This window comes from Antrihabitans cavernicola, assembly GCF_008297975.1.
In the GTDB taxonomy this organism is placed as follows: Bacteria; Actinomycetota; Actinomycetes; order Mycobacteriales; family Mycobacteriaceae; genus Antrihabitans; species Antrihabitans cavernicola.
Window position 1 is genome coordinate 50,403 of the sequence record NZ_VLNY01000011.1, and the last position, 24,682, is coordinate 75,084.

Consider the following 24,682-nt stretch of genomic DNA (forward strand, 5'->3'; position numbering starts at 1 on the left):
TTTACAACACTTGGTTGCATGAGTCCGGTCAGACGAGGGGAAACGCTCCCCATCCACAACCGCATCGGCGTGCTGCGCGCCGAACGCAGAATGAGCCGCGCTCAACTGGCCGCCGCCGTCGACATCAATCCGCAGACCGTCGGCGCGCTCGAACGCGGTGACCATTACCCGAGCCTGGACCTGGCGATGCGCATCTGCGACCTGTTCGGACTCCCGATCGAAGCCGTGTTTTCGCGCTCCGAGTTCGCACCGCTCTCGACCGAGCTCTACCCACGGATCGCACGACCAGCCGCAGGAGGCGAGCAACCATGACCGACGCCGGCATCATCAGCCGCTATCAGGCCTACCGCACCGAAAGATTCCTGATCAACGAGCAGAAGTGGTCAGGCAAGTTGCAAGGTTGGCGTACGCAGCGTCGCCGCCGCATTCTGGTGCTCGCTGTCGCGGGCACCCTCGCGTTCGCTTTCGCGGTTTCGGTGGTCTGCGCGTTCGGCGTCGGATGGGCTCCACTGCTCTGGATTGTGGCGACCGTGGCATTCATCCCGAGCTGGACCATGCTGCAGATCGCCTCCGGCAGACAGGGCGATGCCCCGACAGGCACGCTCGACGAATGGGAGGTGCAACAGCGCAACAGCGCGCGGTCGATCGGCCTCACGGTCACGCAAGGCTTGGCCTTCGTACCGGCCTGCTACCTGATCTTCGGCGCGGTGATCACCCGCGGTGTCGACGAGAACATGTCCTACGCAGGCGGTTTGATGGTCCTGGCAACATTGCTGGTCGGCGGTTGTACACCCGCGATGATCCTCGGCTGGACCCGACCCGATCCCGACTTCGACGAAAGCGAGCTCGCATGACTCTGATCGCGGAAGACCTGATGTTGCTCATGCTCGACGACAACGGTAGGACGGTCGTCGACAGAACCAAGCTGCCCCGCGGGCTGGCAGGCGCCGTGCTGTTGGAATTGGCGATACCCGGCGCGATCCGGGTGTCGGAGAAGGGTGAGTCCGTCAAAGCAGGCCGGTTGGTGGTGGTCCCCGAGGTGGCATCGACCCTGCAACCCGACCCGATCACGACGGATGCTCTGGAGTCGATCGGCTCCGGACGGCCGATCAAGGCGCAACGTGCCGTCGAAAAACTCCAGCGCGGTTTGCGCGAGACGCTGCTTGCCCGTCTCGTGGGGCAGGGCACGATCACCGCCGAACACGATCGAGTCCTCGGCGTCTTCCCGCGAACCGTGTACCCGGCGGTCGACTCGACGCGGAGAAACGCTCTCTACCAAGAACTTCGAGGCGTCCTGGTCGACGGACTGGAGCCGCGCCCGAGGGCCGCCGCACTCGTTTCGCTGCTCTCGGCCACCGGAGCGGTCGAAAAAGTATTTACCGACGCCGACAAGCGCGCCGTCAAGAAGCGCGCCAAGGCGATCGCCGAGGGCGAGTGGGCGGGGGCTGCGGTGCGGAAGGCCATCGACGCCGTCAACGCCGCCGTCGTCGCAGCCGTCGTTGTCGCGTCCACCTCGGCGGGATCATCGAGCTAGCGTAAGCCGAGCTCGCGATAGCGCGAGAGCCGTTGCGCGCGTAGCCGATCGGTCGGCACATCGACGATCGCCTGCAACTCGTGCGCGATCGCCGACACCATCCGTTGCGCAAACTCGACGGGTTCGTCTGCCGCATCGGGAAATTCGGGGACGACGGTGTCGACGATGCCGTTGCGTTGCAGGTCGAACGATCGTGTCCCCTGCCGATCGGCGAGCGCCGGAGCATGCTCGACGTCGCGGTAGACGATTGCGCTTGCACCTTCCGGCGGCAGCGGAGCCAGCCAGCCGTGTTGCGCCGCGATCACACGGTCGGCGGGCAACAACGCCAACGCCCCGCCGCCGCTACCCTGCCCGAGCAGCACCGATACGGTCGGCGTATTCAGGGTTACCAAATCGACTATGCAACGGGCGATTTCGGGAGCCAAGCCGCGCTCCTCCGCTTCTTTCGTCAGCGATGCACCGACCGTGTCGATCACGAGGACGAGTGGAATCTGCATCTCTTCGGCCAACCGCATGCTGCGGCGGGCTTCCCGCAACGCGGCGGGTCCCATGGTCTGTTCACCGCCCGCTCGATCCCGATCGTGCCCGAACAGGACACACGGGATACCTCGAAGTCTGCTCAGGGCAAGCAGTACCGAGCGATCCGCATCGCCCTGGCCGGTGCCGCTGAGCGGAACACGCTCGGTGCCGTGCCGGAGCAGTTGTCGAATGCCCGGTCGACCGACCCGCCGCGACGCCAGCACGGAATCCCAAGCGGGCGCACCGGCGTCGACAGCGGCAGCGATCAGATCTGGCTGCCGACGCCCGATCGCCCGCTCCCCGCTCAGTACCACCAGCGCACGGTGCATGATGCTTCGCAGAAAACGCAGCGGCACAACGCCGTCGATCACACCGTTGCGATAGAGGTTTTCGGCGGTCTGGACCCCGTCGGGAAACGGTTCGTCGTAGAGCGCCTGGTAGACCCGCGGTCCCAGAAATCCGATCAACGCGCCCGGCTCGGCAATCGTGATGTGCCCCAACGAGCCCCACGATGCAAAGACTCCGCCCATCGTCGGGTTGCGAAGGTAGACCAGGTAGGGCAGGTGCGCCGCCTTGTGTGTGTGCACGGCAGCCGCAATCTTCACCATCTGCAGAAAGGCAAGCGTTCCTTCCTGCATTCGGGTGCCGCCCGACGTCGGTGATGCGAGTAGCGGAAGTTCTTCCGCCGTCGCCCGCTCGATCGCCGAGACGATCCGCTCGGCAGCGGCGACGCCGATCGAGCCCGCGAGAAACGTGAACTCGCCGGCCACCACGGCCACTCGGCGGCCACGGATTCGGCCCTCGCCGGTACGCACCGACTCGTCGACACCGCTCTTCTCCGCAGCGGCGACCAACTCGACCCGGTAGTCCTCGTCGGGCGACACATCGATCGGCACCGCGTCCCAGCCCACGAAGCTGTCGAGGTCCAGAATTCCGCTCACTACGTCGTCTGCCGACATTCGCTTCGCCCCGGAAGTCACATGTTGGAGCGTATTCCGCATCGGCTGCGTACGTGGGCCGCCGCAGTCGTTACAGTCTGAACGTGCCGCACCCCATCAACCACCAACGCAGGGCCGACCTGCTGGCCGGTGTCGTCGCCTACATGCTCGAACACGGTGTGGCGGGACTGTCGCTGCGACCGCTGGCCGCCGAATTGGGCACCAGCCCCCGCATGCTCATGCATTACTTCGGTAGTAAAGAAGACATGCTGGTCAAGGCATTCGAAACGGTGCGACCGGACATCGCGACCGCTGTTGCACACATCCAGACCACGGATGAATTCCGCGCGGCAGCGAACTTCGTGTGGCATGAAATGTGCACAGGACAGGTGGGGCGACACGTCGCCGTTCTGATGCAGGTACTCAGCATGTCGAGTGCAGATCCGATACGGGTCGCATTGGCTGGATATCTTGCCGACGTGATGCAGATCTGGATGGCGTCACTGATGGCGGCCCTGGTCCGCTGCGGCCTCCCATCGGCGGTTGCCGAGGCGCGCGCGACGATTGTCATCGCAAGCTTTCGCGGGTTGCTGCTGGACCGCCAAACCACCCACGACGTAGAGCGAACCGACGCCGCCGCCCGAGAATTGGTCGCACTCGCAACCTTGCCCGTCGAAGTGCCTTAGGCACAATGAACCGGTGAGCGAAACCCTGGGGGCACAGGTGCTGGTCGTCGACGACGACCGAGACGTGCTCGCATCGCTCGAACGCGGCTTGCGGCTCTCCGGATTCGACGTCATCACCGCGGTCGACGGCGCCGCCGCACTGAAGTCCGCCGCCGATCATTCACCGGACGCCATCGTGCTCGACATCAACATGCCGGTGCTGGACGGCGTCGGCGTTGTCACCGCGTTGCGCGCGATCGGAAGCGACGTGCCGATCTGTGTGCTCAGCGCGCGCAGTTCGGTCGACGAGCGCATCGCAGGACTGGAGTCGGGTGCCGACGACTATCTGACCAAACCGTTCGTGTTGGCGGAGTTGGTCGCGCGACTTCGCGCGCTGCTGCGTCGACGTCCGGACACCCAGCAACCGCCTGCCGGTCACGGCGGCGTCACCGTCGGCGCGTTGTCCGTGGATCTTCCCGGTCACCGCGCGTTCTTGGCGGGTCGCGAAATCGAGCTCACCAAAAGAGAATTCGAGCTGCTGTCGACGCTGGCCCGCAACACCGGCGTGGTGCTCAGCCGTGAGCGACTGCTGGAACTGGTCTGGGGCTACGACTTCGTGGCCGACACGAACGTGGTCGATGTCTTCGTCGGATATCTACGACGAAAGTTCGAGGTCGACGGTCATCCGCGCATTCTGCACACCGTGCGCGGTGTGGGTTTCGTTCTGCGAGAACAGCGTTGAAGAGGTCGTACTCCCTGCGCGCTCGCGTCGCCGCCGCAACGGCGCTCGGCGCGACCATCATCGTGGTGATACTGGGATTTCTGGTGGCACAGGCAATCGAGCGCAACAACCTCCGAGAGATCGATCAGCGGCTCGAAACCGCCGCTCCCCTGGCAGTTTTCGATACCGGGCTCGCAGTGAACGTTCTGAGCACTCTCGGCGACTCGACACCGTTCGCGCTGACCGTACGGACAAACGGCAACGTCGACGCCAGCACGCCGACCGAGCTGCCCGCGGTGGCAGGCGGCTCGCACAGTGTGAAGGTGCAGGGAATCCCCTACCGCACGTACACGATCGTCGACGCGAAGAACCCCGACAAGGCGACCACCCTGGCGCTTCCGGCCGCGTCGGCCGCCGAGCAGACGTCGAAGCAGCAGCGTCAGGTGGTGGGCGCCGGAGTTCTGGCCGTCGCCGCTGCGGCTGGACTCGGGTGGCTGCTCGGTGGCCGTGCCGTTCGCCCGATCGTGCAGCTCACGCGCCGCATCAGCGAACCCACGCCTGCACCGTTGACCACGGTGTCCGGCGTCCGCGAAGCCGAAGAGTTGGGGGTCGCGATCAACGTGATGCTGCAGCGAGTCGCCGACGCGCAGGCCGATACCACCGCAGCCCTGACCACAGCTCGCGACTTCTCGGCCGTCTCGGCACACGAATTGCGCACACCGCTGACGGCCATGCGAACCGACATCGAAGTGCTGCGCACGGTCGATCTCGACGCCGCGCAACGCGCCGAAATTCTCGACGACATGCAACGCACCCAAGGGCGGGTGGAGGCGACACTGACGGCGTTGGAGCGACTCGCATCCGGCGAGTTGGCGGCGGCGAAGGATCATGTGCCCACCGACGTGGTGGAACTGTGCGACCTTGCCGCCAACGATGCGCGGCGCCATTTTCCAGGGCTGGACGTCCGCGTGGAATCCGATCCAACGTTGGTGATCACGGGCCTGCCCGCCGGCCTACGACTTGCCGTCGACAACGCACTCAGCAATGCATTCCGTCACGGAGCCGCACGCAACGCCGTCGTGTCGGCGCATCGGGATGGCAAGGGGCGCGTGACCATTGCCGTCGACGACGACGGGTCGGGAATTCCCGCGGACGAACGCTCGGCTGTCTTCGAACGGTTCTACCGCGGCACGACGGCGGCTCGTGGCGGGTCCGGGCTGGGACTCGCCCTCGTGGCCCAGCAGGCGCAACTGCACGGTGGCAGTGCACGATTCGAAGACAGCGCGCTCGGCGGTGTCCGCCTCGTGATCGAGTTTCCTGCGGCCACGCTCTCTTAGAGAGCCCACACGCTCCTGCCACGATTGCCGCACAACCGGTGCTTAGCGTGCAGGTATGAATCGAAACCCGATGGCCACAGTCGGTATGGTCACAGTCGGTGTGATTGCCGTCGCAGGAGCGTGTGTCGGATGGTACCTGTGGCCGGACTCGACGGACCGCGGCCCGGTGGCAATCGTCAACTCCGGCCTGGCCAACGCTCCGGCGCGGACGGCCGCGCAGCAGGCGGCCATCGCGGACACACTGGGAAGTGCCATCACGCTGGAGGTCGACAGTCCTCGCGGCGCGGACGTGGGCATGTACCTGATCGCGGGTGGCGCTGTATGCGCTGCTGTCCTCGGCGCGGCGGTGGTGACGACGAACCTACCGATCAGCCCGCGTATCCGGAGAGGTTGTAGACGGTCGCGGTCCCGACGGTGGTCGGCGTGAAGTTCGCCGCGACCCACGACGCGATCTGACCGCTTGGACTGGTGGACGAGCCGCCCCGATTCGACTGAGCCGTCGCGCTTCGGTTTTGCGTGCTGCCGCCCGTGGTCGACTTCGGGTGTGTCGAATTGCCCTGCGCACCTGCGTGAGTGGATGCTGTCGGCGCAGACTGGCCGCCTCTACCGCCGTTGCTCTGCGCAACGTAGTAGCTGACTTGGTGATCCTTCACGTAGCCGATGAACTGGGCCAACGTCGGCGTCGGATCGTTGCTGAAGCCGCCGATCGCCATGACAGCCGTTCCGGTGGGCAGTTCCAGTGCCGCCGCCGCAGAGGACCGGTTGACCGCGGCCGACCAGCGCGTCGTAGTCGACTCCAGCAAAGAGTCCAACGCCGGGTTGTCTTGGCCCTGTCCGCCGAAGCCACCGTGATCCTGCCCGGACGATGCCGGCCCCACGGTAGGGCTGCCGCCAGTGTGCGGCTGCCCGATCGTGGCAACTGCGTACGCTGCCGACCCACCCAGTCCAGCGATCACACCGGCGATCAGCAATGCGCCGGTAAACCGTCGTAAGCCCTTGATCGATGTGCCGACGAGACCGAATGCCGCCACGACCGTGACCACGAGGATCGCCCACCGCAACCAGGGAAACCAGTCGGCATTGCGACCGAGCAGCACGAACCCCCACCCGCCGAGGGCGAGCACGATCGCGGCCGACCCGAAGCGGCCGAGGGCGCGATCGCGCACCGTCCACATCTCGCGTACGCCGAGTCCGATCAACCCTGCGATTGCCGGTGCGATCGCCAGTGTGTAGTAGGCGTGGAACATCCCGTTCATGTAGCTGAATACCAGTCCGTCGACAACCAGCCAGCCGCCGAAGACGATCGCCGCACCCCGAATCAGATCGGTCCGCGGCCGTCGGCCACGGGCAACCAGGACCAGAACCAGTGCGATCAGTGCCGCTGGGAGCAGCCAGGAGATTTCGAATCCCAGCTCCCCACCGAAGAGTCGTGCGAGACCGGTGGATTGGCTTCCGAAACCGCCGTGCCCGCCGCCATGGTTCATCGCCGCTCCTGACGGAGGGGTGAATCCTCCCGGCATTGCACCGCCACCACCGTGTCCACCCGCCGCACCGCCGCCACCGTGATTGCGACCGAGGACGCGCGCGAGTCCGTTGTAGCCGAGCACCAGGTTCATGAAGTTGTTGTCGGTCGAACCCGCCATGTACGGCCGTGACGATGCCGGCCACAGCAGCGTGATCAGGACGTACCAGCCTGACGACAGTGTCAGCGCCACAGCGGCTCCGAGCAAGTGCAGAATTCGCTTACGGAACGAAGTCGGAGCAACGACCAGATAGGCCAGCCCGAGTGCGGGCAACACCATCAGGCCTTCGAGCATCTTTGCCAAGAATGCGAACCCGAGCGCGACACCGGCAAGGGCCAGCCATCGCACGCTTGCTTTCTCCAGGGCCCGGATAGTGCAGTAAGCACCTGCCATCATCAGCAGCACCATTGCCGCGTCGGGGTTGTTGAACCGGAACATCAACGCCGCCACCGGCGTCAGTGCCAGTGCCGATCCCGCCAGTAGCCCGGCACCGTTGCCGCTCACCCTCGCCACCGCCCCGTACAGCAGCGCAACCGCGGCTACGGCCATCAACGCTTGCGGGATCATCATGCTGGCGCTGGAGAATCCGAACAGCTGACCCGACAGCCCCATGACCCATTGCGACACCGGCGGTTTGTCGACGGTGATGAAGTTGCCGGTATCCAGCGAACCGAACAGCAACGCCTCCCAGTTCTTGGAACCGGCCTGTGCGGCTCCGGCATAGAACTGATTGCCCATGCCGTTGACGGTGATGTTCCAGAGGTAGGCAATGGCGGTCGCGAGCAGCAAGGCGACCAGTCCGCCTCGCTCCCAGGTGCGACGAGTCAGGCGCCGCGATCTGTGCGCGTCCACAGCCGCAATCGCGACGGTGGGCTCTGTTGTGCGCTCGGCGTCGGTCGTCAGGGTCATGGCACAAGTGTCGAGCAGCGAGCTATGCCGAAGCTGTGCACTCGCTGGACGTTGCCTGGGAGCCTCAGGCGTCAGGAACTGGCAAGAGCCGCATGCACGAGGCTGGTGGCGGCGAAGGTGACGACGAAACTACCGATCATCCACACGAAGACATTGCGCCGCAGTTCGATCGCCGCCGTAGCGGCGATCAGGCACACCATGATGCTCGCGATAAGGATGGCGAGAAACCCGCCGCCGTGCGGAATTACGGCGGCAGCCAGCGGAGCACCGTAAGTCATACCTGCACAATAGTCCGGCGTCGATTCGCAGGACCAACCGAAAGCCGCTGTGTCGCAATGGGTTCAATTGTCACGAACGCGAACCTTGACCCGACTTGTCTCATTTCACGCAGGGCACGTCAGCACCACTCAGTGCGCTGAGATCGGTTGGCACCGGGGCGTTGTCGCCGTGTCCGGTTGCCGGCACCGCTGTGACACTCGTGGGTGGGGCCGTGGTTGTCGTCGAGTCGCTGCTGACCGCGGACGTCGCCGTACGATCCGCGGTATCGCTGATGCTCGACGGCAGCGTGAACGACGTTCCCACCGTCAGGCGCACGGTGTTCGACGGGATGTCGGCGTTGGCAGCGGCGGACAATCCACCGCCGAGCATCGTCGCCAACTCCCCTGCCTGCTGCTGCGCGCCGCGACCGTACTCCACCGACGACGCGGCAGCGATATCGCCGTTGGAAGCCGATCCTTGGACGAATCCCCGTGACGACAGGTTGTCCTCCAGTTGGGCCGCTTGACCGGTCTGCCCGGAGGCATTGACGACGTCGAGAGTGGTGCTTGCCGCATCGGACACGGCTGTCGGCGGCGCCGTGGTGGTCGGGGTGGTGGTCGCGGACGTTTGCGACTGGTGCCCGATCAACTGGCCGACGATCGCATGGATGGTCGGCAGATCCACCATATTGACGTCCTCACCGTCATCGGTCTGTCCGAAATGGTCGATTGGCAGGGTGTAGAACGAGACGTTGCCGCCGGTGAACGTCGACGCACTCTTCGCCAGGGCGGCCAGATCCAAATCCTTGTCGATGGCGATGTTCTGCTTGGCGACGTCCAGAATGCCCTGTAGCTGCCCGAAGTTGGTGAGCGTGCCGTTCTGTTCCAATTTGCGGCTGAGCGAGACGATGAACGCCTGCTGGCGACGATCGCGGTCCAGGTCGGTGAAGTTCAGATCGGTGTTGGGATCGCGGCGCTGACGGACGAACGCAGTGGCTTGCTTCGCATCGATCTCCTGCACGCCCTTGTGGAACTGGGCACCCGAGTAGTCGTCGGAGGTGTCCTCGTTGAGGCAGACCTCGATCGGCTGCACCACCTGCGCGATCTGAAAGAACGCGACCAACGTCACTTCGACGAAGTGGTCGATCGGCACGCCGCCCAGAAATTTTCGGACAGTGCTCACTTCGGCTTTGCGCCCCGCTTCGCGCGACTGTTGTTCCAGCTGTTGTTGGTCGGTGACACCCGCCGCCGTCAGCTTGTCCTTGGCACCTTGGTAAGCCACTCCGTAGGCCTGCTTGATCTTGCCCTTGCACGGCGCCTGATCGCAGCCTGCCAAATCGACGTAGTCGTCGCGCGGAATCGAGATCGCGGTCGCCTTCGACCCGTCACCTGGAATGTGCAGGAGCATAAGAACGTTGGAGTTGTAGCCACCGACGTTCTGATCGCCGGCATGCAACGCGTCGTAGATGTCCGACGGAAGCGGTTGGCCCTTCTCGTCGAGCCTGCTGTCGAGCCCCATGATCAAGATGTTCTGTTCGCCGCTTCCCGAGTCGGGTTCGTCGTCCAGCGCACCGGATTGGGTGAAATTCGCTGTCGCACTGCGGTAGGCGCCCCAACCCGCTCCGGTCCCCACCACGACCAGGAGTGCAACGAGCGCAACCAGGGATCGACCCATCGCCTTGGCGATCGGTCGACGCGGCGAAGGTTCCACCCGCCGCGCATGTCGCGGCTGCTGTATCCGGGTCACGCGGCCTCTCGCATTCAGTGACGCGGACGACCGAAGAACTATCCGCTGTGCGTTGCGAGAATACCTGTGTAAACCTGTGAGTGACCTGAATGGTCAACGGCACCAACCTGAATCGCACATTCGCGACCAAGGCGATAAATGCCGCGCTTCGGACTAGCCGGGCGATTGAATTGCGGCGCGCGCCGATGGCCAGAACGGCAGACCCGCGAAGAAGGTAGCCCCGACCGCGATCAAGCCCACGGCGGTATCCACACTCTTGCGCCCGTCCTGCGCCCAGTACACATCCTTCAGGTCGAGCAGGAGTGCAAGCTCGTCGACGATCAGCGCGCCGCCGGAACCGTACGCGACCGCCACCGCCGGGTGTCGACGGTCCTCGTCGGTCCCGCGCAACGCAACCGCGCCGACACCGGCAAGGAGTGCGATGCCGATGTTGTAGTGATGGAAATGTTGGCCCCCAAGGCTCATTCCACCGCCCTTAGGTCCGTGACCGGCTCGTATCCAGTGCGTGAGGGCCCGCACACCGCCGAATACCGCGGTGAACGCCGCCCACGAGATGACGGCGGACTGCTCGTTCGGATCGAGGCGTTCGTGCCATTCGTGGCGAAGTTTCGACCATCGGTCAGCGACATCCTGGGAAGACATTCGGTCTGCCATCACACACCTCACAACGTCACGTCGTTCGATCACCGACGCTAGTCCACATCGGCCCGACTCCGACGGCTGTTCGGCGAGAATCTCGGGACGCCGACACGCCCCCCGAGTGCTAGCGTGACTCTTTGTGGCCGATGGCGTATTAGGCCAGCTCCGTTGGGGTGCTGGACAATTGGGACGATTGTTACGTGAAGCGACGAGCCCGCTCGCTGCGGGCGAGCACGAGGTCGAGTCAGCTGCTCATGGCCTTCGCCGCAAGACGGAGAACGTTGTCGGCCGACTGTTTCATCGCGGCTCGCACGACTCCGGTTCGCACGACTCCGGCGCGCCGGTGTCCTGAATCGAGCACATGATCAACGCCATCCGCGGGCGGAACTCAGAGTTGGCGCTGCTGGTGTTGGCGCTGACGACCACAGGCGTTGCCTGGGCGCTGATGGACTTCGGCCGCGGCGTGGGAATCGACGACTACGTATATCGATACCTGGCGATCTTCGCGGCACTGGCCCTCGTTGCGCATCTGGTTGTGCGCCGGTTCGCCGCGGCCGCGGACCCGGTGATCCTCCCGTGCGTAACTCTGCTCAACGGCCTCGGTTTGGTGTTCATCGATCGCCTCGATCATGCAGAGGCAACCGACGCAGCAGCCGGGACACCGCTACCCTCTCCCGACGCTCCGCACCAACTGGTATGGATGGCGCTGGGAATCGTGCTGTTCTCCGCGGTGCTGATCGCCGTTCGCGACCATCGATCGCTGGCGAGCTACGCCTACACCTGCGGCCTGGCCGGATTGCTGCTGCTCCTGGTGCCCGCCGTGCTGCCGTCACGATTCAGCGAAGTCAACGGCGGCAAGAGCTGGGTGCGATTTCACGGATTCTCGGTGCAGCCAGGAGAGTTCGCAAAGGTGCTGCTGCTGATCTTCGTCGCCGCCTACCTTGTGCAACACCGCGAGTTGTTCACCATCGCAGGCCGCCGCGTTCTGGGAATGACGTTCCCACGCCTGCGCGATCTTGCCCCACTGCTGCTCGCCAGCGGTGTGGCGATCGTCGTGTTGGTCGTCGAAGAGAATCTGGGATTTTCGCTGCTGATCTTCGGAACGATTCTCGCGATGATCTACATCGCGACCGACCGGGTTTCCTGGTTGGTCGTCGGTCTACTGATGTTCGCGGTCGGCTGCGTGATCGCCTACAACCTGTTTGCGCACGTTCGGGTTCGGGTCGACGTGTGGCGGGATCCGTTCTCGACGTACTACGGCAACGGCTATCAGATCGCACAGTCGTTGTTCGGCCTCGGCACCGGCGGCATGCTCGGCACCGGCCTCGGCGCAGGCCGACCGCAAGCTGTTCCGTTCGCGAAGACCGACTTCATCATCTCGACCATCGGCGAAGAACTGGGCTTGATCGGATTGACCGCGGTCATCGTGCTGTTCCTGGTGATCACCATCCGTGGATTCAAAACCTCTCTGGCCGTGCATGATTCGTTCGGAACGCTGCTGACCGGCGGTCTTGCGTTCTCCATCGGCTGGCAGCTCTTCGTCGTGGTCGGTGGCGTGACCAAGCTGATTCCGCTGACCGGTATCACCACGCCGTTCATGTCGTACGGCGGATCGTCACTGCTCGCCAACTACATCGTCATCGCCATCCTGCTGCGCGTCTCCGACGAAGCGCGCACTCATCCGCCACCGGCGGTTCGCAAGCCGGTCCACCCGATATCCGAAGCAGAAACGCAGATAGTTCACAGGCCACTCACATGAACAGCGCCGAGATTCGACTCAGCGCGATCGACCGACCGTAGAAGACAACCGCACCCGATTCACCGGAGGATTCAGCAATGGACAGCCAAACAGTCGACAACGCGTACTCGGCACTGCAGCAGCAATCGCAGCAGACCGCCGGGTTGTTGCAGGCGCTCGCGTCGAAGCTCGACGCCGCAGCGACATCAGGCGACCAGAATGCCCGCGGTTGGCAACTCGACCTCAGGGAGATTGCGTTGGCCATCCGTGACGAGGAGGGCCAAGCAACTCAGTTGCTCCAGTCGATTCACACGCTGGTCGACAATCACGTCCAGCAGCAGGCGCCGGAGCCTGTTCAGTATCAGCAACCGGTGCAGCAGTATCAGCCGCAGCCGCAGTACGCACCGCAATTCCAGCAGAGCGGCTACGCACAGCCCGGCTACGGAGCAGGCGGCGGCGGAGCCCTGCACCGCTTCCTCGGCGGTGGTTTCGGCCAGGCCATGGCATCCGGCGCGGGTTTCGGCATCGGCGACGACCTGATCCAATCGATATTCAACAGGTGAGCAACCGATCTGGGCGGAGCGATCAGCCGATTCCGAGACCGTGCGCATGCGCGATGGCCTGCGCTCTGTCACGAACCTGAAGCTTCGCGAAGATCGAATTGATATGGCTCTTGACCGTGCTGACGCCGACGAACAAGCGCTCCGCGATCTCGGAGTTGTTGAGCCCCTTGGCCATCAGCGTCAGCACGTCGAGTTCGCGGGCGCTCAGACCTGAAACAGGTGGCGGCGCAGGGTTTGACAAGGCTGGGTTCGACAAGGCGGACACAATCCTGTTGCCCACCTCGGCGGCAAAGGTCGAATGTCCGCTGGCCACAGCACGCACCGCGGCCGCGATCTCACGCCTGCCCGCATCCTTGGTCAGATAGCCCCGGGCACCGGCTCGCAGCGCGCCCGCAATGGATTCGTCGTCCGCATAGGTCGTGAGTACCAGCACGGCGGTATCCGGGTGGTCGGCAGTGATCGCCTTCGTCGCCGCGACGCCGTCGACACCCGGCATCCGCAGATCCATCAGCACCACCTGGGGATGCACGCGTTCGACGATGTCGATCACAGCGGCACCGTCGCGGGCCTCCCCCACCACCTCGATGTCGGGCAACAGCGACAACACCGTGGTGAGCCCTTCTCGAACGGTGGTCTGATCGTCGGCGACGACGACGGTGATCACCTGCGCGGAATCGCTATCTGCACTCGCCACCGGTCACCGTCCTTTCCCGCATCCAGGGTCCCACCGAGCGCGACGATTCGCTCTCGCATCCCGAGCAAGCCGACGCCTGCCCCTGACACACCGAGAATCGCGGATTGCGCCGCGCGATCGTTGATCACGACCAATTCCGTTCGGTTCGGGTCTACCTGCAGCGTGACGGTCACCGGCGCTCCCTGAGCGTGCTTGCGGGCATTGGTCAGCGATTCCTGCAACACCCGGACAAGGGCGACGGATCCCTGCTGGTCGACACTGCTCGCGTCGCCCTCGATCGACACGCTAACCCGTTCACCCGCAGAGCGATGCTCGCCGGCAAGGCGCTCGATCTCGGCGGCCAGATCCACCCGATCGGCGCGCAGCGTGCCCACGACGTCGCGAGCATCGTTGAGCCCGGACACCGCGAGCGCGTGGGATGCCCGAACCCGTTGCGCCGCACCGTCGATGTCACCGGCTTCGATCAGCGCATCGGCCGCGTCGAGCTGCAGAACCAACCCGCCGAGCGTGTGCGCGAGGACGTCGTGAATGTCGCGCGCAATTCGTCCTCGCTCTGCCAGGGCGGCAGCACGGTCGCGCTCGGCTCGGATGACGCGCGTCTGCTCGACGAGACGCCGATTCTGTTCGGCGCTCACCCGAAACTGTCGTCGGCTCCACCCCATCAGAACCACGACGACGATCCCGCCGAGCGTGGAGATGATCGCAACGGCGTTGTCGCGGTGCAGGATCGACGACAACGTCGAGGTGATCGTTCCGACGGCGGTGACACCCACGCCGAACGCGAGCGGATACTCGAGCATCGCGATCGCGGCGAAAATGGCGGCCACCACGGAGATCGTCGCGATCGGTACCGGTCCGCAGATCAGTCCACCGAAGAGGGCCATCGCCACCAGGCAGCCCGCCTGCGCCCACGACAGCCGATTCGGCAGCAGCGCCCACCCCAGCCAGCCGAGGCACGAAACGATCGTCGCCGCCCATACCCACACGCTCTCGCCGCGTGACTGCGACGTCAGAAACGGAAGCAGCACGGCAACCAGCCCGACCAGGCGAAGGAGCCTGGCCGAGCCGGCGGTCTGCAGGGGTGCCGCCGCGGCTACGGACACCGTGTCAGTGTGCCGCACTCGATGTCAGTTGTGCTGGAAGTGTTTCCGCCCGCCGCGCGAGCACCGCGGTACGGCCCAGCCTGTTCAGCGCCAGCATCAACAGAATGACACCGCCGGAGGCCACTACTTTCGCACCCATGTTCACGGCGGCCACGTCGAGCGCGATCCGGACCGCGATCAGCAGCAGCCACAACATCGAGCCGGCAGCTCCGGTGCGAGCGACCAGATCGCCGTGCTCGTTTCGGGCGAACTGCGACAGGCCACCCATCCACACGCCGACGATGACCGCCAGCGCACCTTCGACGACCAGAACCGCGATCGCCAGCGGAGTGAATCCGGCTGCGGCGGTATCGGATTGGCCGATCGCCACCACGCCGATGATGCCGAGGATGATGGGCAGGCGCCACATCTTCCCGTGATCGACGACGCGCCATTGCGTCTGCCGCCACATGATGTAGCCGAGAACGAGGACGGCGATAACGATGTCGAGTGCGTACTGGGAAGTCATGACTCGACTCTGCGCGTCACGCAGAGCCGAGAACACCACCCACGGGTGGACCGTGGGTGGAACCTCGAGAGGTCAGCCCTCGCTGGCGTCGAGCAGATCGATGATGAAGACCAGTGTCTTGCCCGACAGTCGGTGCCCCGCACCGGCGGGCCCGTAGGCCAGCTCCGGCGGAATCGTCAGCTGCCGACGGCCGCCCACCTTCATGCCCGGAATGCCGTCCTGCCAGCCCTTGATCAGCCCACGCAGCGGAAACTCGATGGATTCGCCACGGCCCCACGAGGAGTCGAACTCTTCGCCCGTGTCGTACTCGACACCGACATAGTGCACCTCGACCTTGCCGCCGGGAACGGCCTCGGCGCCGTCGCCGATCACCAGATCCTTGATCACCAGATCGGTGGGCGCGGGTCCTTCTTGAAACTCGATCTCGGGCTTGGTCATCGACATCCCTTTCAGCGGCCGGACAGGTCCGTGTACGCGCGTTCGGTGTATCCGGTGTAGATCTGGCGCGGACGGCCGATCTTCACCGGTTCGTTGTGCAGTTCTCGCCAATGCGCAATCCACCCGGGCAACCGGCCCATGGCGAAGAGCACCGTGAACATCCGCGTGGGGAATCCCATGGCGCGGTAGATGACTCCCGTGTAGAAGTCGACGTTCGGGTACAGCTTGCGCTCGACGAAGTAGTCGTCGGTGAGCGCACGCTCCTCCAAAGCCCGTGCGATATCGAGCAATTCGTCGTTGCCGCCGAGCTTCTCCAGGATGCCGTGCGCGGCTTCCTTGACGATCGCGGCACGCGGATCGTAGTTGCGGTAGACGCGGTGACCGAAGCCCATGAGCTTCACGCCGTCTTCCTTGTTCTTGACCTTCTTGATGAAGGAGTCGACGTCGCCGCCGTCGGCCTGGATCTTCTCCAGCATCTCCAGCACCGCCTGGTTCGCACCACCGTGCAGTGGCCCCCAGAGTGCGTTGATCCCGCCCGAAACCGAGGTGAACAGGTTGGCGTCCGACGAGCCGACCAGGCGAACCGTGGACGTGGAGCAGTTCTGCTCGTGGTCGGCATGCAGGATCAGGAGCATGTCGAGCGCCTGCACGAACTCGGGGTCCATGTCGTAGGGCTCCGCGGGGAAGCCGAACGTCATCCGCAGGAAGTTCTCGACCAGGTTCAACGAGTTGTCCGGGTACAGGAACGGCTGCCCCACCGACTTCTTGTACGCGTAGGCCGCGATGGTCGGCACCTTCGCGAGCAGTCGGATGGTCGAGAGCTCCACCTGGGCGTCGTCGTACGGATCCAGCGAGTCCTGGTAGTACGCAGACAGGGCATTGATCGCGCTCGAGAGCACCGGCATCGGATGCGCGTTGCGAGGGAAGCCGTCGAAGAAGCGCTTCAGGTCCTCGTGAAGCAGCGTGTGGCGGCGGATCTTGTTGGTGAATTCTTCCAACTCGGTCGCCGTCGGCAGCTCACCGTAGATCAGCAGGTAGCTGACCTCCATGAAGGTCGACTTCTTCGCCAGCTGATCGATCGGGTAACCGCGGTAGCGCAGGATGCCCGCGTCACCGTCGATGTAGGTGATCGCCGACTTGGTCGACGCAGTATTCACGAAGCCGGGATCGAAGGTCGTGTAATCCGTTGTCGACAGGAACTTTCCGAGTTGTATCCCGTCGGTTCCCTCGGTCGCTTTCGCGATCGACATCGAGTACTCGCCACCGGGGTAGTGCAGAGTCGGATTGGCATCATTCTCAGCGGGCACGAAGTATCCCTCTCAGGCTCGAGCAGCAGAACAAAAGATGAACAGGGCGAGCAAGTGCAGACGGTTAGACGCTAGTCGCCCGCCAGCTCTTTCGCCCAAGGAGGGTCCGCACCGGCCCGGGATACGGTCACCGCCGCGGCTCTCGCCGCGAACCGAAGTGCCTGTTCCCAATGCTGCGCGGAGCAGATGCGGATCTCGTCGGGATGCAGAAGATCGGCCTTGTCCAGCCAGTGGAGCAGTGCTCCGTGCACGGTGTCACCAGCGCCGATCGTGTCCACGACGTCCGATCCCGCCACCGGAACCGTCACGTCGACGTCCGGTGTCCGCACCGACAGACCGTCCGCGCCGCGGGTCGTCAGGACCGCGCCGACGCCCTGTCGTAGCCAGTCGCTCTCGGTGCTGCCGTTGTCTGCGGCCAGCCAGTCGGCATCGTCGACGGAGACCTTCAGGATGTCGACATGCGGCAGCCAGCTGTCGAACCGGGCTCGGTAGGCCGCGGGATCGCTAATGGCCGCAGGTCGCACGTTGGGATCGAGCATCACGGCCTTTCCCGCCGCTCGCGACCGGATCATCAGGTTCTCGTAGACCGTCGCCCCCGGCTCGTAGAGCAGCGACAACGTGCCGAAGGACAGCGCGGTGACCGTATCGGGCAGTTGTCCGGGATCGGCGACCAACCGGTCGGCGGTGCCCTCGGCATAGAACGTGTACTGCGCTCCGCCGTCGTCGTCGATGGACGTCAGAGCCAAGGTGGTCGGCTCGGGCCCACGCTGGACCAGGGATGTGTCGACGCCGGAGTCCGACAAGCGGCGTAGCAATCGTTCGCCGAGCGGGTCGGTGGAGAGCCTCGACAGGAATCCCACAGCACTGCCGAGCCTGCCGAGGGTCACGCCCACGTTGAACGGCCCGCCACCCAGCTTCGGGGCGAGCAGGCCGTCGTCCGTCGGGACCAGATCGACCAGCGCCTCGCCGCACACCAGCAGATTCACAGCCCCACCCCACTCACAGCGTGGCCATTCCCCACTTCGCGCTCCAGGTCTGGCCTGGCTCGAGGACGATCTCGTCGATTCCGGAGTTGAATGCGTTGGGCGGGCACGTCATCGGCTCGATCGCCAGCGCGCGGCCGCGATCCGGGTAGCCCTGGTCGTGCTCGGGGTCCGCCGTGAACACCTGGATCCAGTTGAACTCTCGGCCGGTCCACAACACGGTTCCCGTGCCGTCGGGAGCGCGCAGGATGTGGCGCGCCTTGCCGTCGGGGTCGGCAACGATCGAGCCGAACGGCGTATCGAGCCACTGCCCCTTCAACGGCTGCGGCTTGGTGAAGTCGTATCGCGAATTCCACACCGGCAGACAGGGACCGACGGGGAGCATCCGCTCCGGCTCCATCGGCTGCCACACGCCGGCCGTGAGTTGCAACGTGCAGTCGTCGAGCGGAACGTTGCCCGCGCGAACGAAGCTGTGTATGCCGAGACCGAACGGTGCAGGCACCACACCGGTGTTGGTGGCGGTGTGCGTCACGGTCAAACCGTCGTCGCCCACCTCGTGAGTCACGCTGAGCCGCATCGGATACGGCCAGCCCTTGTGCAGGCCGACGTCGATCGACTGCTTGACGCGCGCGCTCTGATGTTCTTCGAGCCGCCAATCGCGTCGCCGCACCAATCCGTGAATCGCGTTGTTGCGCGCGGGTTCGGTGATCTCGAGCTGATGATCGATGCCGTCGAAATCGAAATGACCGTCGCGAATTCTGTTCGACCACGGTGCAAGGACAAGACCTGCCGACAACGGCGGTTTCGTTCCGGCGGGCCAAGATTCGGTGAGTGGGTAAGCAGCACCGTCGATCGTTCGTTCCAGCATGCGCAAGCCCGCACCGGTCGACACCACTTCGGCTCGGTAGTCGCCGAATTGAATTTGGAACGTACGCGCAGTCGACGTCCCGTCAGTCTCGTGACGCACCACGGGTTCGGTCATGCGCACAAGTCTGCTCCGAACCCCTGCTTCTTGTCAGGTCAACCGACGCCACCGGCGGTTCGCGGCTCGTCCGGCGCCGCGGAACCGACGCGATACCGCACGAACGCGGGAATCAGCGCGGCTGCAATCACCACCCCGACGACCACCAGAATGCCGCCGCCACCTGCGGCAACAGCAGTGCCGACCCCTGCGGCCGCGGTACCGTGAGCGAGATCACCGATGCGCGGGCCACCGGCGACCACGACCGTGAACACCCCCTGGAGCCGACCGCGCACTTCGTCGGTCGCCACCTGCTGCAGCATCGTCGTCCGGAACGCGGCGGAGATCATGTCGACGCCGCCACCGATTGCGAGGAACAGCAGAGCCAGCCACAGCCAGATCGTCGTCGCACCGCCACCCGCGAACCCGACCGCGATACCGAACCCAAGCATCGCGAGACCCCACAAGACGATGCACACGACGACCGCGAGGCCCTGCCTCCGAATACGCGGTAGCCAGCCGGAGAACACGCCACCGATCACCGCGCCCACCGACATCGCCGCGAACAGCAGGCCGAGCACCAGCCCGCCCTCGATCGGATCGCCGAACGATTCGTGCGCGATCTGCGGAAACAGCGCGCGCGGCATGCCGAACACCATCGCGATGATGTCCACGACGAACGAGGCGAGCAACACTCGTTGCGTCGCAAGGTAGACGAAACCGTCGAGCACCTCGCGCAGTCCTGCTCGCCGCACGGCTCCGGTGGGCGGCAACGCGGGCAGCTTGAACACCGCCCACAGCGTCGCGAGCAGAGCGATCGAGTCGATCAAGTAGAGCGTTGCAAGACCGAGAGTGGGAATCAGAATGCCCGCGAGCAGCGGTCCCGCGATTGCCCCGAACTGAAAGATCGTCATGCTCAACGAGTTCGCGGCGGCCAGCTGTTCAGGGGGCAGCAGCCGCGGCAGAATGGCCGTCCGCGTCGGTTGATTGATGGCGAAGAACGCCTGCTGGACTGCCAGCAGGATCAGCACGAGCCACACGTTTCGCATGCCGAGCGCCGCTTGAATCCAGAACAGCAACGACGTGATGCCCAGGCCGGCGCTGGTGATCATCATCAACTTGCGACGGTCCATCACATCGGCCAGCGCACCACCCCACAGCCCGAACACGATCAGCGGCGCAAGCGCGAAAAGGCCTGCGAGCCCGACGTATCCGGAGTTTCGAGTGATCTCGAAGATCTGCTGCGGAACGGCGACGATGCTGAGCTGACCACCGATCACGGTGACGACGCTGGTGATCCACAGCCTACGAAAGTTCGGATTCTTCAGTGGTGTGGTGTCGGCGAGAATGCGAGCGTTCACGGCTGCAGCCGTTCGGTTCGCCACCCGCTGTCGGTCGCCGTCGTCCGAACCCTGTTGTGCAGGCGATTTTCCTTGCCCTGCCAGAACTCCACGGTGGCGGGTCGGAGCAGAAAGCCACCCCACTGCGGTGGTACCGGGATCTCGCCGGCGTCGCCGAAGCGCGCCGTCACATCGGCGAGGGCCCGCTCGAGGTCGGCTCTGGTGCCGATCGGGCGGGATTGTTGCGACGCCCAGGCGCCCAGCTGGGATCCGCGGGGCCTGCTCTGCCAGTACCGCTGCGTACGTTCCGACGACACCCGCTCGACCTCGCCGCGCAGGGTGATCTGTCGCGCTATCAGTGGCCAGCCGAACGTCGCGGACGCGTGCGGATTCGCCGTCAGTTGAGCAGCTTTGTCGGAGCCGTAGTTGGAGTAGAACACGATGCCGTCGGGCCCGATGTCCTTGCACAGAACGACGCGGCTCGCAGGGTGACCGGCCGCGTCGACGGTGGCAAGAACCATGGCGTTCGGCTCCGCGACTCCGCCGTCGACAGCATCGCGCAGCCAGTGCCGCATCAACGGTTCCCAGCCCTGGTCGAGCCACGATTCGTCCAGGTCGGAGCTACCGCCGTAGTTGACTCGCATCGCAGCGAGGTCGCTCCCGGAGAGGGAGTGTTCGGGACTCTGATCTGACGCCACTGACCAAACGCTACCCCCGGGTAGGGCTCGCCTCGTCCGCACGGTTCGACAAGCTAAGGTTGCTGTGATTCGCCTCGTCCGACCGACGAATTGCAGTGGCCGTTGCCGCCCGGACCGGGCATGGCACGGCAGTAGCAGAGAGAGAGCTCACGATCATGGCAGCGAGCGCGACAGTTCCCGAAGATTTTGTCAGCGGACTGGAAGGCGTACTCGCCTTCACGACCGATATCGCCGAGCCGGACAAGGACGGCGGCGCCCTGCGGTACCGCGGTGTCGACATCGAAGAGCTGGTTGCGGCCAACGTCACGTTCGGTGACGTGTGGTCCCTGCTGGTCGACGGTCGCTTCGGCCACGGACTGCCGCCCGCCGAGCCGTTCCCGCTGCCCATCCACACCGGCGACGTCCGCGTCGACGTCCAGGCCGGCCTGGCCATGCTCGCACCTATCTGGGGCTACCAGCCGGTGCTCGACATCGACGACGAGACCGCACGCGATCAGCTCGCCCGCGCGTCGGTGATGGCGTTGTCCTATGTGGCCCAGTCGGCCCGTGGCATCTACCAGCCTGCCGTACCGCAGCAGGTCATCGACGAATGTTCCACCGTCACAGCACGATTCATGACTCGCTGGAAGGGTGACCCGGACCCACGCCACACCGAGGCGATCGACGCCTACTGGGTCTCTGCCGCCGAGCATGGCATGAACGCGTCGACGTTCACCGCCCGCGTCATCGCCTCCACCGGCGCCGACGTCGCTGCGTCGCTTTCCGGTGCCATCGGCGCGATGTCCGGTCCGCTACACGGCGGTGCGCCTGCCCGCGTGCTGCCGATGATCGAAGAGGTCGAGAAGCACGACGACGCACGTGCGCTGGTCAAGGGCATCCTCGACCGCAAAGAAAAGCTCATGGGCTTCGGCCACCGTGTCTACCGGGCCGAAGACCCCCGCGCCCGGGTGCTGCGTGCCACCGCCAAACGGCTCGACGCGCCGCGCTTCGAGGTTGCCGCTGCGTTGGAGCAGGCCGCTCTCGCCGAGCTTCGAGAGCGCCGCCCGGACCGCGCGATCGAAACCAACGTCGAGTTCTGGGCAGCGGTCATTCTCGACTTCGCCGAGGTGCCCGCGCACATGATGCCGGCGATGTTCACCTGCGGCCGCACTGCGGGCTGGTGCGCCCACATCCTGGAGCAGAAGCGCTTGGGCAAGCTGGTTCGCCCGGCAGCGCTCTACACCGGACCGAGCCCGCGTGCGCCGAAGGACGTCGAAGGCTGGGATCAGCTCAGCCGGAGCTGAATCAGGGCCGCAATCGCACCAACTAGACTCTGACGCGACGTTCGACAACCGACACAGCAAAGGGTGCATCCTCGTATGGCTGAGACCACGCCGACCATTCCCGCCGAGCTGAAGCCGGTCGACGGCCGATTCGGCTGCGGACCGTCCAAGGTTCGCCCGGAACAACTGCAGTCTCTGGTCGACGTCGGCGCCTCGGTCTTCGGTACCAGCCACCGGCAGAAGCCGGTCAAGAACGTCGTCGGCCGGGTGCGCTCCGGACTGGCCGATCTGTTCTCGCTGCCCGAGGGCTACGAGGTGGTCCTGGGTAACGGTGGCACCACCGCGTTCTGGGATGCGGCCGCCTTCGGCTTGATCCGCGAGAAGTCACTGCACCTGACCAACGGTGAGTTCAGCTCCAAATTCGCCTCGGTCGCGAAGGGCAACCCGTTCATCGGCGACCCGATCGTCGTCAGCGCCGAGCCGGGTAGCGCACCCGAGCCCACCTCGGATCCGTCCGTCGACCTCATCGGCTGGGCCCACAACGAGACCTCGACCGGTGTCGCGATTCCGGTCTCGCGTCCGGCAGGCTCGGAGAACGCGCTGATCGCCATCGACGCCACGTCGGGTGCAGGTGGCCTCCCGGTCAACGTCGCCGACGCCGACGTCTACTACTTCGCGCCGCAGAAGTGCTTCGCCTCCGACGGCGGGTTGTGGGTTGCCCTGATGAGCCCGGCCGCCCTCGCGCGGGTCGAGGAGATCAAGTCGTCGGGCCGCTGGACGCCGGACTTCCTGTCGCTGCCCATCGCCGTGGACAACAGCTCCAAGGACCAGACGTACAACACGCCTGCCCTGGCGACGCTGCTGCTCTTCGCCAACCAGATCGAGTGGCTGAACAGCAACGGTGGCCTGGATTGGGCAACCGCGCGCACCGCCGATTCGTCGTCGCGGTTGTACTCGTGGGCCGAGGCAAGCGAGTTCGCAACGCCGTTCGTCAGCGATCCCGCACACCGCTCGCAGGTGGTCGGCACCATCGACTTCGACGACAAGGTCGATGCTGCAGCCGTTGCAAAGATCCTGCGCGCCAACGGAATCGTCGACACCGAGCCGTACCGCAAGCTCGGCCGCAACCAGTTGCGCGTCGGCATGTTCCCGGCCATCGAACCGGATGACGTCACAGCGCTGACCAAGAGCATCGACTGGGTCGTATCTCAGCTCGGCTGAGTCATGTATCCAGCGCAACTCGGCTGACTTTCTCATCGAGCGGCGACCGGCCGCGTGTCCTCCCCAGTCAAGATCACAAGTGCATTACTGTCGGTTGGACGGGCGGATATCGCGAGCCGGCGCGATAAGGAGGTCGAAGTGCGAGAACTGAGAGTGATCGGACTCGAGCCCAGCGGTACGCACCTTGTGTGCGCCGATTCCGAGACCGGCCAAAAGTTCCGGCTGCCAGCCGATGACAAGCTCCGCGCGGCTTCCCGCGGAGACATCGCACGCTTTGGTCAGATTGAGATCGAGATGGAAAGCACGCTACGGCCCAAGGACATCCAGGCTCGGATCCGCGCAGGCGCCTCGGTCGAACAGGTTGCCGCCGAATCCGGAATGGCGGCCAGCCGCGTCGAGCGGTTCGCCTATCCGGTTCTGCTCGAGCGATCCCGCGCCGCCGATCTTGCCCAGAAGGGTCATCCCGTTCGGGAGAACGGCCCTGCGGTCATGACGCTCGCCGAGGTGGTGCAGCTTGCCTTCAAGGCTCGCGGACACAACTTCGAGCAGGCGGAGTGGGACGCGTGGAAGGACGACGACGGCCACTGGGTCGCGCAGTTGACCTGGAAGGCGGGCCGCAGCAACAACGCTGCCCACTGGACCTTCCTGCCCGACGCGCACGGTGGCACCGTCAGGGCAATGGACAAGGCCGCAACGGATCTGGTGGATCCGGACTTCGGTCGTCCGCTGCGCGGCCTCGCGCCGGTCCCGATGGCGACGGTTGTCGACGGGGCCGCAGTCGACGCACCCGCGGCCGACGACACCCAGCACACTCTGGACGACTACTACAGCTCGGTGCCGAGCAACGCCCCGACGACCACCGAGCCAGAACGGGTGGAGCAGTCGGAGCCGGTGACCGCGACGGGCGAGACCGCACCGAGGTCCAGCTCCAGCGAGGCCGGCGAGTCGGCGGCACCGAAGCCGGCCCCCGCGCACCAGAACAGCAAGGACAAGCGCGGCAAACCGTCGATGCCGTCCTGGGAAGACGTGCTGCTCGGTGTTCGGAGCTCCGGGCACTAGCCTTGCTTCTGTTCTCCT

General features: G+C 65.1%; 26 protein-coding genes. 12 read left to right on the forward strand and 14 right to left on the reverse strand.

What is annotated here, in order from left to right; genetic code table 11:
* Window positions 1-18 precede the first annotated feature (18 nt).
* Genes FOY51_RS19945 through FOY51_RS19955 form a run of 3 tightly spaced genes read left to right on the forward strand, consistent with a single transcriptional unit; the run spans window position 19 to window position 1,534 of the window.
* Window positions 19-312 carry a helix-turn-helix transcriptional regulator gene (locus FOY51_RS19945; protein ID WP_149432016.1) on the forward strand — a complete coding sequence of 98 codons (294 nt, stop codon included), beginning with the start codon at window positions 19-21 and terminating at the stop codon, window positions 310-312.
* Entirely contained in the window at window positions 309-854 is a 546-nt protein-coding gene (locus FOY51_RS19950; protein ID WP_149432017.1) for a hypothetical protein, read from the forward strand. The genes FOY51_RS19945 and FOY51_RS19950 overlap by 4 nt, the downstream gene beginning before the upstream one ends.
* On the forward strand, window positions 851-1,534 hold the full coding sequence (locus FOY51_RS19955; protein WP_149432018.1) for a GOLPH3/VPS74 family protein: 684 nt from the start codon (window positions 851-853) through the stop codon (window positions 1,532-1,534). Before FOY51_RS19950 ends, FOY51_RS19955 begins: the two co-directional genes overlap by 4 nt.
* On the opposite strand, the gene FOY51_RS19960 is transcribed toward FOY51_RS19955, so the two are convergent.
* Entirely contained in the window at window positions 1,531-3,012 is a 1,482-nt protein-coding gene (locus FOY51_RS19960) for a carboxyl transferase domain-containing protein (protein ID WP_149432109.1), read from the reverse strand. The genes FOY51_RS19955 and FOY51_RS19960 overlap by 4 nt on opposite strands.
* Window positions 3,013-3,095: 83 nt before the next feature.
* Here FOY51_RS19960 and FOY51_RS19965 point away from each other — a divergent pair, with 83 nt between their 5' ends.
* The 4 genes from FOY51_RS19965 to FOY51_RS19980 are packed head-to-tail and all read left to right on the forward strand — an operon-like array spanning window position 3,096 to window position 6,141.
* Entirely contained in the window at window positions 3,096-3,677 is a 582-nt protein-coding gene (locus tag FOY51_RS19965) for a TetR/AcrR family transcriptional regulator (RefSeq protein WP_149432019.1), read from the forward strand.
* Window positions 3,678-3,690: 13 nt separating this feature from the next.
* Window positions 3,691-4,398, forward strand: a complete 708-nt coding sequence (locus tag FOY51_RS19970; RefSeq protein WP_149432020.1) for a response regulator transcription factor — start codon at window positions 3,691-3,693, stop codon at window positions 4,396-4,398.
* A complete protein-coding gene (locus FOY51_RS19975; RefSeq protein ID WP_149432021.1) occupies window positions 4,395-5,714 on the forward strand; it encodes a sensor histidine kinase in 1,320 nt (439 codons plus the stop codon). Before FOY51_RS19970 ends, FOY51_RS19975 begins: the two co-directional genes overlap by 4 nt.
* 55 nt (window positions 5,715-5,769) lie before the next feature.
* Window positions 5,770-6,141, forward strand: a complete 372-nt coding sequence (locus FOY51_RS19980) for a hypothetical protein (RefSeq protein ID WP_149432022.1) — start codon at window positions 5,770-5,772, stop codon at window positions 6,139-6,141.
* Here the strand turns inward: FOY51_RS19980 and FOY51_RS19985 are convergent.
* The 4 genes from FOY51_RS19985 to FOY51_RS20000 form a co-directional block, all read right to left on the reverse strand.
* Window positions 6,083-8,146, reverse strand: a complete 2,064-nt coding sequence (locus FOY51_RS19985; protein WP_149432023.1) for a glycosyltransferase family 39 protein — start codon at window positions 8,144-8,146, stop codon at window positions 6,083-6,085. The genes FOY51_RS19980 and FOY51_RS19985 overlap by 59 nt on opposite strands.
* A gap of 71 nt (window positions 8,147-8,217) precedes the next feature.
* On the reverse strand, window positions 8,218-8,424 hold the full coding sequence (locus FOY51_RS19990) for a hypothetical protein (protein WP_149432024.1): 207 nt from the start codon (window positions 8,422-8,424) through the stop codon (window positions 8,218-8,220).
* 100 nt (window positions 8,425-8,524) lie between these two features.
* A complete protein-coding gene (locus tag FOY51_RS19995) occupies window positions 8,525-10,150 on the reverse strand; it encodes an LCP family protein (protein ID WP_235916538.1) in 1,626 nt (541 codons plus the stop codon).
* A 153-nt stretch (window positions 10,151-10,303) separates the two neighbouring features.
* Window positions 10,304-10,792 (reverse strand): hypothetical protein, encoded by a 489-nt coding sequence (locus FOY51_RS20000; protein ID WP_149432025.1) that lies wholly within the window; start codon window positions 10,790-10,792, stop codon window positions 10,304-10,306.
* 358 nt (window positions 10,793-11,150) lie between these two features.
* Here FOY51_RS20000 and FOY51_RS20005 point away from each other — a divergent pair, with 358 nt between their 5' ends.
* Window positions 11,151-12,548 (forward strand): FtsW/RodA/SpoVE family cell cycle protein, encoded by a 1,398-nt coding sequence (locus tag FOY51_RS20005; protein WP_149432026.1) that lies wholly within the window; start codon window positions 11,151-11,153, stop codon window positions 12,546-12,548.
* A 77-nt stretch (window positions 12,549-12,625) separates the two neighbouring features.
* Window positions 12,626-13,090, forward strand: coding sequence for a hypothetical protein (locus tag FOY51_RS20010; protein ID WP_149432027.1), 465 nt, complete (start codon window positions 12,626-12,628; stop codon window positions 13,088-13,090).
* 22 nt (window positions 13,091-13,112) lie between these two features.
* Here FOY51_RS20010 and FOY51_RS20015 read toward each other — a convergent pair whose 3' ends face one another.
* The 9 genes from FOY51_RS20015 to pdxH all read right to left on the reverse strand — a co-directional run bounded on the left by FOY51_RS20015 (window position 13,113) and on the right by pdxH (window position 21,068).
* The gene (locus FOY51_RS20015) at window positions 13,113-13,784 is read right to left on the reverse strand and encodes a response regulator transcription factor (protein WP_235916540.1); all 672 of its coding nucleotides are present in this window, start codon (window positions 13,782-13,784) and stop codon (window positions 13,113-13,115) included.
* Window positions 13,751-14,887: a sensor histidine kinase gene (locus tag FOY51_RS20020; RefSeq protein ID WP_149432028.1), complete on the reverse strand. Its 1,137-nt coding sequence runs from the start codon at window positions 14,885-14,887 to the stop codon at window positions 13,751-13,753. Before FOY51_RS20020 ends, FOY51_RS20015 begins: the two co-directional genes overlap by 34 nt.
* Before the next feature lie 4 nt (window positions 14,888-14,891).
* On the reverse strand, window positions 14,892-15,395 hold the full coding sequence (locus FOY51_RS20025) for a hypothetical protein (RefSeq protein ID WP_149432029.1): 504 nt from the start codon (window positions 15,393-15,395) through the stop codon (window positions 14,892-14,894).
* 72 nt (window positions 15,396-15,467) lie between these two features.
* Window positions 15,468-15,833 carry an FKBP-type peptidyl-prolyl cis-trans isomerase gene (locus FOY51_RS20030; RefSeq protein ID WP_149432030.1) on the reverse strand — a complete coding sequence of 122 codons (366 nt, stop codon included), beginning with the start codon at window positions 15,831-15,833 and terminating at the stop codon, window positions 15,468-15,470.
* Between the two features lie 11 nt (window positions 15,834-15,844).
* The gene (locus FOY51_RS20035; RefSeq protein WP_149432031.1) at window positions 15,845-17,140 is read right to left on the reverse strand and encodes a citrate synthase; all 1,296 of its coding nucleotides are present in this window, start codon (window positions 17,138-17,140) and stop codon (window positions 15,845-15,847) included.
* A gap of 71 nt (window positions 17,141-17,211) precedes the next feature.
* Window positions 17,212-18,126: a carbohydrate kinase family protein gene (locus tag FOY51_RS20040; protein WP_149432032.1), complete on the reverse strand. Its 915-nt coding sequence runs from the start codon at window positions 18,124-18,126 to the stop codon at window positions 17,212-17,214.
* Window positions 18,127-18,139: 13 nt separating this feature from the next.
* Window positions 18,140-19,105 (reverse strand): aldose 1-epimerase family protein, encoded by a 966-nt coding sequence (locus FOY51_RS20045; RefSeq protein WP_149432033.1) that lies wholly within the window; start codon window positions 19,103-19,105, stop codon window positions 18,140-18,142.
* Window positions 19,106-19,143: 38 nt separating this feature from the next.
* Window positions 19,144-20,445, reverse strand: coding sequence for an MFS transporter (locus tag FOY51_RS20050; RefSeq protein ID WP_149432034.1), 1,302 nt, complete (start codon window positions 20,443-20,445; stop codon window positions 19,144-19,146).
* Window positions 20,442-21,068, reverse strand: coding sequence for a pyridoxamine 5'-phosphate oxidase (gene pdxH / locus FOY51_RS20055; protein WP_149432112.1), 627 nt, complete (start codon window positions 21,066-21,068; stop codon window positions 20,442-20,444). Before pdxH ends, FOY51_RS20050 begins: the two co-directional genes overlap by 4 nt.
* Before the next feature lie 209 nt (window positions 21,069-21,277).
* Here pdxH and FOY51_RS20060 point away from each other — a divergent pair, with 209 nt between their 5' ends.
* The 3 genes from FOY51_RS20060 to sepH all read left to right on the forward strand — a co-directional run bounded on the left by FOY51_RS20060 (window position 21,278) and on the right by sepH (window position 24,664).
* Window positions 21,278-22,405: a citrate synthase 2 gene (locus tag FOY51_RS20060; protein WP_149432035.1), complete on the forward strand. Its 1,128-nt coding sequence runs from the start codon at window positions 21,278-21,280 to the stop codon at window positions 22,403-22,405.
* Window positions 22,406-22,480: 75 nt separating this feature from the next.
* Window positions 22,481-23,605 (forward strand): phosphoserine transaminase, encoded by a 1,125-nt coding sequence (gene serC / locus FOY51_RS20065; RefSeq protein ID WP_149432036.1) that lies wholly within the window; start codon window positions 22,481-22,483, stop codon window positions 23,603-23,605.
* A gap of 138 nt (window positions 23,606-23,743) precedes the next feature.
* A complete protein-coding gene (gene sepH, locus FOY51_RS20070) occupies window positions 23,744-24,664 on the forward strand; it encodes a septation protein SepH (protein WP_149432037.1) in 921 nt (306 codons plus the stop codon).
* Window positions 24,665-24,682: the final 18 nt, after the last annotated feature.

What these genes read in the sequence shown, in the direction of transcription:
- FOY51_RS19980 (WP_149432022.1), top strand. Translation starts at nt 5,770, where the DNA reads ATGAATCGAAACCCGATGGCCACAGTCGGTATGGTCACAGTCGGTGTG.
- pdxH (WP_149432112.1), bottom strand. Translation starts at nt 21,068, where the DNA reads ATGCGAGTCAACTACGGCGGTAGCTCCGACCTGGACGAATCGTGGCTC.
- FOY51_RS20025 (WP_149432029.1), bottom strand. Translation starts at nt 15,395, where the DNA reads ATGACTTCCCAGTACGCACTCGACATCGTTATCGCCGTCCTCGTTCTC.
- FOY51_RS20010 (WP_149432027.1), top strand. Translation starts at nt 12,626, where the DNA reads ATGGACAGCCAAACAGTCGACAACGCGTACTCGGCACTGCAGCAGCAA.
- FOY51_RS19950 (WP_149432017.1), top strand. Translation starts at nt 309, where the DNA reads ATGACCGACGCCGGCATCATCAGCCGCTATCAGGCCTACCGCACCGAA.
- serC (WP_149432036.1), top strand. Translation starts at nt 22,481, where the DNA reads ATGGCTGAGACCACGCCGACCATTCCCGCCGAGCTGAAGCCGGTCGAC.
- FOY51_RS19955 (WP_149432018.1), top strand. Translation starts at nt 851, where the DNA reads ATGACTCTGATCGCGGAAGACCTGATGTTGCTCATGCTCGACGACAAC.
- FOY51_RS20005 (WP_149432026.1), top strand. Translation starts at nt 11,151, where the DNA reads ATGATCAACGCCATCCGCGGGCGGAACTCAGAGTTGGCGCTGCTGGTG.
- FOY51_RS20030 (WP_149432030.1), bottom strand. Translation starts at nt 15,833, where the DNA reads ATGACCAAGCCCGAGATCGAGTTTCAAGAAGGACCCGCGCCCACCGAT.
- FOY51_RS20000 (WP_149432025.1), bottom strand. Translation starts at nt 10,792, where the DNA reads ATGTCTTCCCAGGATGTCGCTGACCGATGGTCGAAACTTCGCCACGAA.
- FOY51_RS19985 (WP_149432023.1), bottom strand. Translation starts at nt 8,146, where the DNA reads ATGACCCTGACGACCGACGCCGAGCGCACAACAGAGCCCACCGTCGCG.
- FOY51_RS19990 (WP_149432024.1), bottom strand. Translation starts at nt 8,424, where the DNA reads ATGACTTACGGTGCTCCGCTGGCTGCCGCCGTAATTCCGCACGGCGGC.
- FOY51_RS19960 (WP_149432109.1), bottom strand. Translation starts at nt 3,012, where the DNA reads ATGTCGGCAGACGACGTAGTGAGCGGAATTCTGGACCTCGACAGCTTC.
- FOY51_RS20060 (WP_149432035.1), top strand. Translation starts at nt 21,278, where the DNA reads ATGGCAGCGAGCGCGACAGTTCCCGAAGATTTTGTCAGCGGACTGGAA.
- FOY51_RS20045 (WP_149432033.1), bottom strand. Translation starts at nt 19,105, where the DNA reads ATGACCGAACCCGTGGTGCGTCACGAGACTGACGGGACGTCGACTGCG.
- FOY51_RS19945 (WP_149432016.1), top strand. Translation starts at nt 19, where the DNA reads ATGAGTCCGGTCAGACGAGGGGAAACGCTCCCCATCCACAACCGCATC.